Consider the following 13,438-nt stretch of genomic DNA (forward strand, 5'->3'; position numbering starts at 1 on the left):
TATGCCTACCTCCATCCTGCGCCTCCCCGTTGCCCCGCTGCCCGCGCACCAGCTCGACAGTCCCGAATTCGCCGCCTTGCTGGCCGGCCTGACGGCGCGCTTTGCGGCCGGCGCCGCGCGGCACGACCGCGACGCCAGCTTCCCGCATGATAATTTCGACCACCTGCAGGAACTGGGCTTGCTGGCCCTGACCGTGCCGCGCGCGCTGGGCGGCCTGGGCGCCACGCTGGAGCAGACGGCGCGGGTGGTGGCGGCCGTGGCGCGCGGCGAACCGTCGACGGCGCTGGTGCTGACGATGCAGTACCTGCACCACGCGTCCGCCAGGCACGCCACGCGCTGGCCACGCCACCTGCGCGACCAGGTGGCGCGCGAAGCAGTGGCAGAGGGCGCGCTGATCAACGCGCTGCGCGTGGAGCCCGAGCTGGGCACGCCGGCGCGCGGCGGCCTGCCCGCCACCACGGCGCGGCGCACGCCGCAGGGCTGGCGCATCAGTGGCCGCAAGGTGTATTCGACCGGCATACCGCGCCTGACGTGGCTGGCCGTGTGGGCACGCAGCGACGACGAGCAGCCGCTGGTCGGCAGCTGGCTGGTGCGGCGCGACACGCCCGGCATCAGCATCGTCGAAACCTGGGACCACCTGGGCATGCGCGCCACCGGCAGCCACGACGTGGTCTTCGACGACGTGCTGGTGCCGCTCGAGCATGCGGTGGACGTGGCCCCCGCCGGCGCGGCGCAGGAACCCGACGCCGAGTTGCTGACCTGGATGGCCGTGCTGTTGTCGAGCATCTACGACGCCGTGGCCCGTGCGGCGCGCGACTGGCTGGCCGGCTGGCTGCAGGAACGCGTGCCGGCCAACCTGGGCGCGCCGCTCTCGAGCCTGCCGCGCTTCCAGGAAGCGCTGGGCCTGATCGACACCTGGCTGTTTTCCAACGCCAGCCTGATAGCGTCGGCGGCGGCGGGGCGCATCGCGCCGGCCGACAGCTTCCGCGTCAAGTACCTGGTCACCAACCAGGCCATCGAGGTGGTGCAGAAGGCCATCGAACTGACGGGCAACCCGGGCCTGTCGAACGCGAACCCGCTGCAGCGCCATTACCGCGACGTGCTGTGCAGCCGCATCCACACGCCGCAAAACGACACGATTCTGATCAACAGCGGCCGCGCCGCCTTTTCCTCCCTTGCCACAGCTGTCCCATCCGCCAACACCACCACGAAGGAAGCATCATGAGCATTGAATTCATCGGCTTTAGCGCCACCCAGGAAGTGTCCGAAACCGTGCTCGGCACGGGTCCCGTCGTCAACAAGGCCTTCCTTGGCGCCGTCGCCCGCGCCCACGAATACGCGGGCTTCGACCGCGTGCTGGTGGCGCACAGCAGCGCCTCCGTCGACGGCTTCCAGGTGGCTTCCTACATCGCCGCGCAGACGCACAAGCTGGGCATCCTGCTGGCGCACCGTCCCGGCTTCGTCTCGCCCACGCTGGCCGCGCGCCAGCTGGCGACGCTGGACCAGTTCAGCGACGGCCGCCTGGCCGTGCACGTCATCAGCGGCGGCGACGACGCGGAGCAGCAGCGCGACGGCGACTTCCTGGAACACGACCAGCGCTATGCGCGCAGCGATGAATTCCTCGATGTCGTCAAGCGGACCTGGAGCAGCAGCGGCCCGTTCGACCACGACGGCGCCGTCTATAAGGTCAAGGGCCAGAACGCGGGCGTGCGCCCGGTGGCGGGCACGCACCTGCCGATCTATTTCGGCGGCTCCTCGGAGGCCGCCATCGAGGTGGCGGGCAAGCATGCGGACGTGTATGCGCTGTGGGGCGAATCGCTGGCGCAGGTCGAAGAGATTATCGCCAGGGTGCGGGCGGCGGCGGCCAGGCATGGCCGCGCCGACAAGATCCGCTTCAGCCTGTCGCTGCGCCCCGTGCTGGCCGAAACGGAGGCGCAGGCCTGGGCCAAGGCCGACGCCATCCTGGCCAGGGCCACTGCCAAGGTCCAGCACAACCCGCATTTCAGCGGCCGCCCGCAGCAGCCCGTCAACGTGGGCTCGCAGCGCCTGCTGGCCACGGCGGCCGAAGGCAAGGTGGTCGACGAACGCCTGTGGACGGGCATCGCCGCGCTGACCCGGGCGGCCGGCAATTCCACGGGCCTGGTGGGCACGCCGGAACAGGTGCGCGACGCCTTGCTCAAGTACTGGGAGCTGGGCGTGACCACCTTCCTGATCCGCGGCTTCGAGCCGATCCAGGACGCGCTGCAATATGGCCGCGAACTGATCCCGCTGGTGCGTGCCGCGGTCGCCGAACGCGAGGCGGCGCAGCCCGGTGCCGCGCGCCTGGCCGCCTGAGCTGGAGAACGACATGACTGCATGGACCATCGCCAGCCAGTTCGACCCCAAGGTCAATGCGCTGCTGGCCGCTCAAGCCGGCTTGCCGGTGCTGGACCTGGCGCCCGGTCCGTTGACCGCGCTGCCCGACGCCGACATTTTGTTCGTGCTGCCCGCGCCGAAGGGACAGACGCTGCTCGATGCGCCGGAACCCCTGCACTGGCCCTCGCGCGTGCGCTGGGTGCAGCTGGCCTCGGTCGGCATCGATTACTACCCGCCCTGGCTGTTCAGGGGGCCGGTAGTGACGTCGGCGCGCGGCACGGCTTCGGACGCCATCGCCGAATACGTGCTGGCGGCCATCTTCAGCGCGGCCAAGCAGATCCCGGCGATCTGGCTGGAACAGGCCGGCGACTGGCGCCGCCTGTCGCTGGGCCTGCTCAAGGGCACAACCCTGGGCCTGTACGGCTTCGGCTCGATCGGGCAGGCGGTGGCGCAGCGCGCGCTGGCGCTGGGCATCAAGGTGGTGGCCCTGCGCCGCTCCGACGCGCCGTTCGGGATCGACGGCGTGGAAGCGGTGCCGGACCTGGCGAGCCTGCTGGCACGCGCCGACCACCTGGTGCTGGCCGCGCCGTCGACGCCGCAGACCCGCCACGCGATCGATGCGGCCGCGCTGGCGCACGCGAGACCGGGCCTGCATCTGATCAATGTCGCGCGCGGCAACCTGGTCGACCACGCGGCGCTGCAGGCGGCGCTTGATGCGGGGCAGGTGGCGCTGGCGACGCTGGACGTGACGGATCCGGAACCGCTGCCGGCCGGCCACGCCTTCTACACGCATCCGAAAGTGCGATTGTCGCCGCATATCTCGCCCAGCACGGAGGCCATCGTGCCGGCGCTGATCGACAAATTCCTGCACAACCTGCGACATTTCCGCGCCGGCGCACCGCTGACTGACGTGGTCGACACCGCGCGCGGCTATTAGCCTGTCAATCACCTGAACAAGGAACCATCATGAGCAGCACCGCCCCCCTGTATTCCGCCCCCTTGTCGCGTCCGCACCTGCGCGCCGTGGGCGCTTCCGTACCGCGTCCCGCCATCTACGGCGCGCCGCGCGATGCCAGCGGCAACATCATCTTTGCCGAGCCGCCGCCACCGCCGACCTTGGCGGCGCAGCGCCAGCACCGCAAGGAGCGCCTGGCCGTGTCGTTCCGGCTGTTCGCCCGCTACGGCTACGACATGGGCGGCGCCGGCCACATCACGGCGCGCGATCCGGAATTCCCCGACCACTTCTGGGTCAACCCGGCCGGCGTGTATTTCGGCCATATCCGCGTGTCCGACCTGATCCTCGTCAGCCACGACGGCAAGGTGGTCGAGGGCGACGGCTTGCTCAACCGCGCCGCCTTTGCCATCCATTCGGAACTGCACAAGGCGCGCCCGGACGTGATCGCGGCCGCCCATTCGCACGGCCTGTACGGCAAGGCATTCGCCGCGCAGGGCCGCCTGCTCGATCCGCTGACGCAGGATTCCTGCATGTTCTATGAAGACCACGCGCTGTTCCAGGACTTCAGCGGCGTGGTGCTCGACACCAGCGAAGGCGAGCGCATCGCCGCGACGCTGGGACCGCGCAAGGCGGTGATCCTGCAAAACCACGGCTTGCTGACCGTGGGCGCCTCGGTGGAGTCGGCCGTATGGCGCTATATCGCGTTTGAAAACGCGGCCCAGGCGCAACTGCTGTCGGAAGCGGCCGGCCCGACCAGGCCGATACCGCACGCAGTGGCGCGCCATACGGCGGGCCAGATCGGCTCCGACGCGGGCGGCTGGTTCAGCTTCCAGCCGCTGTGGGACGTGATCACGCGCGAAGAGCCGGACCTGTTCGACTGAGTGGAGACTGCCATGAACAGCGCTACCTTGACCCGTGCACCATTGCCGCGCGAGCCCATCGCGGCGACGCCCGTACTGTTTGTCGCCAGCCAGCCCGCGCTGCGAACAGGCGCGCCGGCCTGGCGCCGCTACCGTGGCGTGCTGGTTTCTGTCGCCTTGCATGGCGGCGCCGGGCTGCTGGTGTGGAGCCTGGCCAGCCCGCACCCGGCACCGAAGGCGGCGGCCACGGTGGTGCAGCTGATCCGCATGGCGCCGCCGAAAGCCATCGCACCGCCGCCACCGCCATCGACGCCGGAGCCGCGGGCAAAAGCGGTGTCGCTGGCGCCGCCACCGCCCGTCGCGGCAAGCGTGCCGCAGCCGAAAACGGCGGAGGCGCCGGCCGCCAGCGCGGAAGTCTCTACGCCACCTGCCACGCCGATCGGCCCCGTCACGCCGGCCGCGCCAGCGCCGGCGCCGATGGCGGCCAGGCCGGCGCCGCCCGCGCCGAAAGCGGTCGGCATGGACGGTATCCCCACCGACTATGTGAACCAGGTGTTCGCGCGCATCAACCGCAATACCGATTATCCGCAGGCGGCCAAACAGCGTCGCCAGCAGGGCCGGGTGGGCTATGTGCTGACGCTCGATCCGCAGGGCGCGCTGCTGAAGGTCGAGATCCAGCCTTCCGGCGTGGAAGCGCTGGACGAAGCGGCCAGGCAGGCCATCGAACGGGCCGCGCCGTTTCCCCGCTTGCCCGACCTGGGCGGCAGTACCTACCTGCTGGCCGGGAACATCATCTTTAAATTGAACTGAATCGACTCCTGGAGAACCGCATGAACCCGACCGCCATTTTCACCCTCCTGTCGCCGCTGGACCTGCTCCGGCAAGCCGGCGGCATCGTCAAGGCCATCCTCGCGCTGCTGATGCCGGCGTGTCTCGTCAGCCGGGGCGTCATCATCGACACGCTGCGGCGCTTCCGGCGCCTGCGGCGGCTGGCGCGGCAATTGCGCGCGCAGCAGAAAAAGGGCCGCACCAAGGATCGCCCATGAGCACGACACACAACCCGTACGCACGCCGCCGCTTCCTGCAGACGACGGGCCTGGCCCTGCTGGCCGGCGGCATCGGCGGCTTTGCCGGCGCGGCGCGGGCCGCGCCGCAGCTGCGCGACACCACGCTGCGCATCGGCACCTACAAGGGCGGCGATTCGTATTATTTCGACGAGGCGGGGGTGGCCGCCTTGCCCTACAAGAGCGCGATCGCGGAATTTGCCGCCGGCAACCTGATCGTCGAGGCACTGGCGGCCGGTTCGCTCGATTGCGGCGGCATGAGCGAGATACCGCCGATCTTCGCGGCCGCCTCGGGCGCGCCGATGAAGGTGATCGCGGTGCTGCGCGGCGATGTCAACAACCAGGTCGTGCTGCTGCCGAAGCATTCCGCCATCACGGATCCGGCGCAGTTCAAGGGCAAGCGCATCGGCTATGCGCGCTCGACCACCTCGCATTACTTCCTGCTGCAGCTGCTCAAGGAAAAAGGCTTGAGCTTCAAGGACATCGAACCGGTGGCGCTGGCGCCGCAGGATGGCTTTGCGGCCTTCCAGAGCGGCCAGCTGGACGCATGGGTGATCTACGGCCTGGTGGTGGAACTGGCGAAGAACCAGGGCGCGCGCGTGCTGCGCACGGCCGACGGCTATTTGTCGGGCAACTACGTGATCAGCGCGGCCACCTCGGCGATTGCCGATCCGCTCAAGCACGCGGCCATCGGCGACTACCTGCAGCGCATCGCCAAGGTCTACCAGTGGATCAACGAGCACCCGCAGCAGTGGGCGCAGAAGAGCGGCCGCATCGCCGGCGTGCCGCCGCAACTGTTCCTGAACCAGGTCAGGGCGCGCAGCCAGCCGTACAAGCTGGTGGCCGTCGACGCGGCCGCCATCGCCTCGCAGCAGCAGGTGGCTGATACGTTCGCGCAGGCGGGCCTGCTGGCACGGCGCATCGATGTCACGCCCCTGTGGGACCGCAGTTTTGCGCGCTATCTGGCGTAAATGCCGGGGCCTGGCCCCGGATCTTTTGCATGCAATAATCAGACGAGGATATTCCGATGCTTCAGACTTACCAGCGGCTCCGATACCAACCCGTGCACCTCGCGCTGCTGGCCTGCGGCCTGGCCGGCGGCAGCGCGACATCCCTGGCGCAGGCGCAGAACGGCATCGGCCAGGTACAGGACGTGGTGGTGACCACGGGCGTGCGCGGCGAACAGCGCACCGTGGCCGACAGCCCCGCGCCCATCGACGTGATCAATGGCGAACAGTTGCTGCACACGGGACGGGCCGAGTTGAGCGAGGCGCTGGCGCGCCTGCTGCCCTCGTTTAACTTCGGCACCAACCAGGCCGGCGTCAATTCCGTCGTGCGTCCCGTCAGCAACCGCGGCATGGGGCCTGCCTATACGCTGGTGCTGGTCAACGGCAAGCGGCGCCACAATGCGGCCCTGCTGACGAATGGCGGCGGCGACACCAGCGGCGTGAATCCGATCGACCTCGATACGATACCGCTGTCCGCCATCGACCATATCGAAGTGCTCAAGGATAGCGCGGCCGCCCAATACGGCTCAGATGCCGTGGCCGGCGTGGTCAACGTGATCCTGAAGACGGGCGAGCATGGCGGTTCGCTGGGCCTCGCCGCGGGCCGCCTGCAGGAAGGGCAGGGCAAGCTGAACGACTTCAAGCTGGAAGCGGACGCCGGCTTCAGGCTGGGCCAGGACGGCTTCGTGCATGTCGCCGCGAATGCGCGCCAGCGCGGCCAGTCGTGGAACAATTTCAAGTCCGCCAATCCCGTCAATTATTCGCCGGCCGGCAATCCGAAGAACGCGAGCTGGAACCGCGACGGCGCGCGCAACGGCGATCCCGGCATCGAAGCCTATAACCTGGCCTTCAACGCGGAACTGCCGCATGCCGCGTCGGGCGCGACCCTGTATGCATTCGGCACGGCGGGCACGCGCAATACCGTCGCCGGCAACAACTTTCGCCGCGCGAACGGCCTGGCCACCCTGGGCCAGCTGTTTCCGGACGGGTACTTCGCCGAAAACAACATGAGCGCCTACGACTTCCAGCTCACTGCGGGCGCGCGCGGCAAGGCGGCCGGCTGGCACTGGGACGTGAGCACGGGCTACGGCAAGAACCGCGCGCGCCAGTACAGCAACCTGAGCAGCAATCCTTCGCTGGGCCCCGCTTCGCCCACCAGCTTCGACAAGCTGGCCATCTACCAGTTCGAACAATGGACCACCAACGAGGATGTGACGCGCGCCTTCGACATCGGCTGGAGCAAGCCGCTGCAATGGTCGCTGGGCGCGGAGCAGCGCCTGGAACGCTTCACCACGTATGCCGGCGATCCGCTCGGCTATCTCAATGGCGGCTATCTCTTCAAGCCGGGCGACCAGGAAGGCAACCCGAACGTGGGCAAGCCGGCCGCCGTCGGCGCGCAGGCGGGCGTGGCGCTGTCCCCGCTTGACGCCACGCGCATCGCGCGCACGGTGCTGGCGCTGTACAACGACATCGGCTTCTATCCTGCGGCCGACTGGTTTGTCGACGTGGCCGTGCGCGGCGAACACTACAATGACAGCGCCGGCAATACCCTCAGCGGCAAGCTCAATTCGCGCTACGACATCACGCCGCGCCTCGCCGTGCGCGGCACCGTGGGCACGGGCTTCCGCGCGCCGTCGCTGACCCAGCTCGGCTACGCGCAGACGGACAACCGCACCAATATCAACCCCGTCACGGGAGAAGTGGCGCCCAGCCTGTCCAAGCTGCTGCGCAACGATTCCACGCTGGCGCGCCAGTTCGGCGCGCGCGACCTGGCGCCGGAAAAATCCACGAACGCGGGCCTGGGCATCGTCTTCAAGGCCGGCGACAGCGCCAACATCACGCTCGATGCGTATCAAATCCGCATCCGCGACCGCATCGTGCGCACCGCTTACATGTTCGGCCCGGCCTTCGCGCCGCTGCTGAAAGGCGCCGGGCTGACGGGCAGCGAATGGGTGCAGTATTTCGCCAATGGCGTCGACACGCGCACGCGCGGCGCCGACCTGGTGGCTGACGCGACGTCCGACTACGGCGCGCTCGGAGTGGTGCGCTGGGGCGCGGCACTGAACTGGAACCGCACGGCGCTGCTGGAGGTGAAGGCCACGCCGGCCGAGATCACGGCGCTGGGCGCCAATCCTGGCGGCACGCAGGTATGGTACGGCTATGCGGCAGGCGGCGGCATCGGCGACCTGACGGCATCGCCGCGCACCAAGCTGATACTGTCGGCGCGCTGGTTCATCGGCCAGTTCGACGTCAACCTGCAAGCCACGCGCTACGACAAGTCCACCTGGCAGACGACGGCCAGGCGCGCGCAGGACTACCATTTTGGCGCCAAATGGCTGACCGATCTCGACGTGAGCTATGCGCTGGGCAAGCATGGCAAGCTGCTGCTGGGCGCGGCCAACCTGTTCAACGTCTTCCCGGACAAGAACGGTCCCGGCGACGCCAACACGGGATCGTCGGGCTTCGTCTATGGCCCGTCGCCATTCGCGCCCACCGGCGCCTATTACTATGCCAAGGCGTCGTATGACTTTTGATCCGTGGCGCCGCCGCCTGCTGGGCGCCTTGCCGGCCGCCGCCCTGCTGGCCGCCTGCGGCGAAAAAGTGCTGGCGCCGTCCTCCAGCGAACTGTCGGCAGTCACGCTGGTGCTGGGCGACCAGGTCAACCTGCTGCGCTCGAAGGCGGAAGCGGCCGGCGTGCTCGCTGGCGCGCCGTACACGATCGAATGGGCCAGCTTCCAGGGCGCCGCGCCGCTGTTCGAGGCGGTCGTCTCGGGCGACGTGGACACGGCCATGGCCGCCGATACGCCGGCCCTGGCGGCGGCAGCCGGCGGCGCGCGCGTCAAGGTGGTGGCGGCCAGCGTGTCGTCGCCGGCCGGCGTGGCCATCCTGGTGCCGCCGAAGTCGCCCATCATGTCGGTGGCCGACTTGAAGGGCCGTTCAGTGATCGTTTCGTCGGCGCGCGGCAGCGTGGCCCATTACCTGCTGTTCGGCGCCCTGCGCGAGGCGGGCCTGTCGATCGACGACGTGACATGCGGCTTTATGCTGCCTGGCGACGCGGCGGTGGCGTTTGCCAGCGGCCAGGTCGAAGCGTGGGCCACCTTCGGCACCTACCAGGCCAGCGCCGAACTGCGCGGCGCGCGCGTGCTGCGCGACGGCGTGGGCATCAATTCCGGCATCGGCGTGATCGCCGCCTCCGATGTGGCGCTCGCGCATGCGGGCAAGCGCGCCGCGCTGGCCGACGTGCTGCGGCGCCTGGCCCGCTCGAATGCGTGGGCGAACGCGCATCCGGCCGACTATGCCAGGGTCTTCGAGCGCATCACCGGGCTGCCGCCCGACGTGGTGAAACTCGTGGTCGGGCGCGACCGGCCGCAGCTGCGCGCGCCGGACGCGCAGATCGTCGCGCAATTGCAGCAGGTGGCAGACGCCTTGTATGCCGCCAAACTATTTCCGCGCAGGGTCGACGCGCGCCAGCTCGTCGACACCAGCCTGTTTCCCCCCAACTTAGGAGCATTGACATGAGCACCACAACGCGCACCACGCAGGACCCGGCGGCACGGCAATTGAAACTCGGCTTCATCCTGCACGGCGTCGGCCCCGGCTGGGGCGACTGGCGCCATGCCGACGCCCAGCCGGGCGCCAGCACCGATGTCGATTTCTATATCCGCCAGGCGAAGCTGGCCGAGGCGGGCAGGTTCGACTTCCTGTTTGTCGCCGACAGCGTGCATATCACGGAAAAATCGAGTCCGCACTACCTGAACCGCTTCGAGCCGCTGACGATCCTCTCCGCGCTGGCCACCGTCACCAGCCACATCGGGCTGGTGGGCACCCTGACCGTCAGCTACAGCGAACCGTACACGGTGGCGCGCCAGTTCGCCTCGCTCGACCACCTGAGCCGTGGCCGCGCCGGCTGGAACGTGGTCACTTCCTGGCTCTCGGGCAGTGCGGAAAACTATGGCAAGCCGCAGCATCCGCCGCACGCGGTGCGCTACCGCATCGCCGCCGAGCACCTGCAGACGGTGCAGGGCCTGTGGGATTCGTGGGAGGACGACGCGCTGACCCACGACAAGGCCAGCGGCCAGTTCTTCGATGCGTCCCGGCTGCACGCGCTGCATCACCATGGCGAATTCTTCCAGGTGCGCGGCCCGCTGAACATCAGCCGCTCGCCGCAGGGCCAGCCCGTGATCTTCCAGGCGGGGGCCTCGGAAGAGGGGCGCAATTTCTCGGCACGCCATGCGGAAGCGTTCTTCACGGAGGGGTCGACGTTCGAATCGTCGCTGGCCTACTACACGGACATCAAGGCGCGCGCGGCGGGTTTTGGCCGCCCGGCGGAGCGCCTGGCCGTGCTGCCGGCCCTGCGCGCCATCGTCGGCGCGACGCAGGAAGAGGCGCAGGAACTGTACCGGCAGGCCGTGGCGCTGGTGCGCATCGAGGATGCGCTGGTGGCGCTGGCGCGCTCGTTCAATGAGCACGACCTGACGCAATATGCGCTCGATGCGCCATTCCCCGACATCGCGCAATACGGCGCGCAAAGCAACCGCAGCGCGTCCGAGCGCATCGTGCGCACGGCGCGCGAGGAAAGCCTGAGCCTGCGCCAGACGGCGCTGCGCTACGCCAGCCCGCGCCAGGAATTCGTCGGCACCGGCACGCAGGTGGCCGACGCGATCGAACGCTGGTTTGCGGGCGGGGCGGCCGACGGCTTCATCCTGTTCGAGTCGCTGCCCTATCAGCTTGACGCGTTTGTCGCGCACGTGGTGCCCGTGCTGCAGGAACGCGGCCTGCTGCGCCGCGAGTACGCGCATACGACCCTGCGCGGCCACCTGGGGCTGGACGTGCCGGAAAACCGCAATACGGCCGCGCGCCGCCAGGCCGCATGAGCGGCTATCATCGCACAAGGAGGAAAACATGACGACGCAAACCCGGAAACAAGCTGAAACGCAGGCTGACCTGCCCGCGCCGCTGCGCCATCTCGTCGACGGCTTCGACGCGCTGCTGGAGCAGGGCGCGTCCGAGCCGGCGCTGGTGGAGCAGGGCGGCGCCCTGCTGCGCGCGCTGCTGGCCGACGACGGCTGGCTGCCCCCGGAGGCGGCGCGGCCCGATCCCGTGCATTACCGCCAGTACCTGCTGTACCGCGATCCGCAGGCGCGCTTTTCCGTGGTCAGCTTCGTCTGGGGGCCTGGCCAGTCGACGCCCATCCACGACCATACCGTGTGGGGCTTGATCGGCCTGTTGCGCGGCGCGGAAGTGTCGCAGGATTTTCGCCGCGCGGCCGACGGCGCGCTGGTCAGGACGGGGCCGCCGCGGCGCCTGGCGACGGGCGAGGTGACGGCGGTGTCGCCCGCGCTGGGCGATATCCACCAGGTGGCCAATGCCCATGACGACCGCGTCTCGATCGGCATCCACATTTACGGTGCCGATATCGGCGCCGTGGAGCGTTCCGTGTTCAGCCCGGACGGCGCGGCAAAACCGTTCCGTTCCGGGTATGCGAACGCGGCGTCTTCCCTTTGACTTTCACCGATAGCTACGACCATGACAAAAAATCCGCAACAAACGGCCTTGCCCGTCTTCCCGCGCCGCAGCTACCAGCAGGTGCGCGCCGAATTGCTGGCCGGGCGGGAAATCGCGCTGCTCGACGTGCGCGAGGAAGACCCGCATGCCCAGGCCCATCCGCTGTTTGCCGCCAACCTGCCGCTGGGGCGCATCGAGATTGACGCCTACACCAAGCTGCCGCGGCGCGGCGTGCCCATCGTGGTGATCGACGGCGGCGAAGGCCACGACCAGGTGGCGGCCGAGCGCCTGCGCCAGCTCGGCTACACGGACGTGGCCGTGTTCGACGGCGGCGTCGACGGCTGGCGCGCGGCGGGCGGCGAGTTGTTCCGCGACGTGAATGTACCCAGCAAGGCCTTCGGCGAACTGGTCGAGGAAGAAAACCGCACGCCGTCGCTGGCGGCCGAGGAAGTGCAGGCGCTGATCGATGCCCGCGCCGACATCGTCATCCTCGACGCGCGCCGCTTCGACGAATACCAGACCATGAGCATCCCCGGCAGCATCAGCGTGCCCGGCGCCGAGCTGCTCCTGCGCGCGCGCGCGCTGGCGCCGGACCCGGCCACCACCATCATCGTCAATTGCGCGGGTCGCACGCGCAGCATCATCGGCACGCAGTCGCTGCGCAATGGGGGCGTGCCGAACCGGGTGGCGGCGCTGCGCAACGGCACCATCGGCTGGACCCTGGCGGGCCAGCAGTTGCAGCATGGGCAGTCGCGCACGTATGACGCCGAGGCGGGAACCGGCGGGGCCGCCGCCGCCGCGCGCGCGCTGGCCGAGCGCGCCGGCGTGCGGCGCCTGGACGTGGCGCAACTGGACGCGCTGGCGCGCGACGACGCGCGCACCACGTATTACCTGGACGTGCGCAGTGCCGAGGAATTTGCGCGCGGCAGCCTGCCGCGTTTCCGCAGCGCGCCCGGCGGCCAGCTGGTGCAGGAGACGGAGCAGTTCGGCCCCGTGCGCGGCGCCCGTTTCGTGCTGCTCGACGACGACGGCGTGCGTGCCAACATGAGCGCCTCGTGGCTGCGCCAGATGAACCATGAGGTGCATGTCGTCGATGGCGCGCAGGCGGCCGATTTTGCGGGCAATGCCGCGTGGAGCGCGCCGCTGCCGCCGCTGCCCGCCGTCGATGAGGTGGACCCGGCGCAGCTGGCGCAATGGCTGGCCGCCGCGCCGCGCCAGACGGTGGTGCTGGATTTTACCAGCGGCGCCAACTACAACAGGCGCCATCTGGCCGGCGCCTGGTTTGCCCTGCGCTCGGACTTGCGGGCGGCGCTGGCGAAGCTGCCAGCCGATGCGCGCCGCTATGTGCTCACCTGCGGCAGCAGCCTGCTGGCGCGCTTCGCCGTCGCCGACCTGCGCGCGCTGACCAGCCTGCCCATCTTCGTGCTGGCGGGCGGTACGGCCGCATGGGCGGAGCAGGGCTTGCCGCTGGAAACCGGACCGTCCCGGCTCGCCTCGCCGCTGATCGACCGCTACCGCCGTCCGTATGAAGGCACGGACCAGCAGCGCGAACAGATGCAGGCTTACCTGGACTGGGAATTCGGCCTGGTGGCGCAGCTGGGCCGGGATGGCACGCATGGCTTCAAGGTGCTGCCGCCCAGCTGACGCGCAGGCAGGCAGAGGCTGGCGATGATTTCAAAATAATATGTTTGC

The 13,438-nt window shown here is 69.3% G+C and carries 12 protein-coding genes; all 12 read left to right on the forward strand.

Annotated elements, in window-relative coordinates:
• Position 1: 1 nt before the first annotated feature.
• The 12 genes from AC3RCJ_RS13700 (at position 2) to AC3RCJ_RS13755 (ending at position 13,390) form a co-directional block, all read left to right on the forward strand.
• On the forward strand, positions 2-1,225 hold the full coding sequence (locus tag AC3RCJ_RS13700) for an acyl-CoA dehydrogenase family protein (RefSeq protein WP_492963439.1): 1,224 nt from the start codon (positions 2-4) through the stop codon (positions 1,223-1,225).
• On the forward strand, positions 1,222-2,334 hold the full coding sequence (locus AC3RCJ_RS13705; RefSeq protein WP_492963441.1) for an LLM class flavin-dependent oxidoreductase: 1,113 nt from the start codon (positions 1,222-1,224) through the stop codon (positions 2,332-2,334). Before AC3RCJ_RS13700 ends, AC3RCJ_RS13705 begins: the two co-directional genes overlap by 4 nt.
• Positions 2,335-2,347: 13 nt before the next feature.
• Entirely contained in the window at positions 2,348-3,292 is a 945-nt protein-coding gene (locus AC3RCJ_RS13710; protein ID WP_492963443.1) for an NAD(P)-dependent oxidoreductase, read from the forward strand.
• A 29-nt stretch (positions 3,293-3,321) separates the two neighbouring features.
• The gene (locus tag AC3RCJ_RS13715) at positions 3,322-4,191 is read left to right on the forward strand and encodes a class II aldolase/adducin family protein (RefSeq protein WP_492963445.1); all 870 of its coding nucleotides are present in this window, start codon (positions 3,322-3,324) and stop codon (positions 4,189-4,191) included.
• 12 nt (positions 4,192-4,203) lie between these two features.
• The gene (locus tag AC3RCJ_RS13720) at positions 4,204-4,980 is read left to right on the forward strand and encodes an energy transducer TonB (RefSeq protein ID WP_492963447.1); all 777 of its coding nucleotides are present in this window, start codon (positions 4,204-4,206) and stop codon (positions 4,978-4,980) included.
• Between the two features lie 20 nt (positions 4,981-5,000).
• Positions 5,001-5,216 carry a hypothetical protein gene (locus AC3RCJ_RS13725; RefSeq protein WP_492963449.1) on the forward strand — a complete coding sequence of 72 codons (216 nt, stop codon included), beginning with the start codon at positions 5,001-5,003 and terminating at the stop codon, positions 5,214-5,216.
• Entirely contained in the window at positions 5,213-6,205 is a 993-nt protein-coding gene (locus tag AC3RCJ_RS13730; RefSeq protein WP_492963451.1) for an ABC transporter substrate-binding protein, read from the forward strand. Before AC3RCJ_RS13725 ends, AC3RCJ_RS13730 begins: the two co-directional genes overlap by 4 nt.
• Positions 6,206-6,297: 92 nt before the next feature.
• A complete protein-coding gene (locus tag AC3RCJ_RS13735; RefSeq protein ID WP_492963453.1) occupies positions 6,298-8,775 on the forward strand; it encodes a TonB-dependent receptor plug domain-containing protein in 2,478 nt (825 codons plus the stop codon).
• Positions 8,765-9,760 (forward strand): ABC transporter substrate-binding protein, encoded by a 996-nt coding sequence (locus AC3RCJ_RS13740; protein ID WP_492963455.1) that lies wholly within the window; start codon positions 8,765-8,767, stop codon positions 9,758-9,760. The genes AC3RCJ_RS13735 and AC3RCJ_RS13740 overlap by 11 nt, the downstream gene beginning before the upstream one ends.
• Positions 9,757-11,115 (forward strand): LLM class flavin-dependent oxidoreductase, encoded by a 1,359-nt coding sequence (locus AC3RCJ_RS13745; RefSeq protein ID WP_492963457.1) that lies wholly within the window; start codon positions 9,757-9,759, stop codon positions 11,113-11,115. Before AC3RCJ_RS13740 ends, AC3RCJ_RS13745 begins: the two co-directional genes overlap by 4 nt.
• A 28-nt stretch (positions 11,116-11,143) precedes the next feature.
• Positions 11,144-11,746 (forward strand): cysteine dioxygenase family protein, encoded by a 603-nt coding sequence (locus tag AC3RCJ_RS13750; protein ID WP_492963459.1) that lies wholly within the window; start codon positions 11,144-11,146, stop codon positions 11,744-11,746.
• Between the two features lie 21 nt (positions 11,747-11,767).
• Positions 11,768-13,390: a rhodanese homology domain-containing protein gene (locus AC3RCJ_RS13755; RefSeq protein ID WP_492965712.1), complete on the forward strand. Its 1,623-nt coding sequence runs from the start codon at positions 11,768-11,770 to the stop codon at positions 13,388-13,390.
• Positions 13,391-13,438: the final 48 nt, after the last annotated feature.

The organism is Janthinobacterium sp. GW822-FHT07H11, from assembly GCF_058798615.1.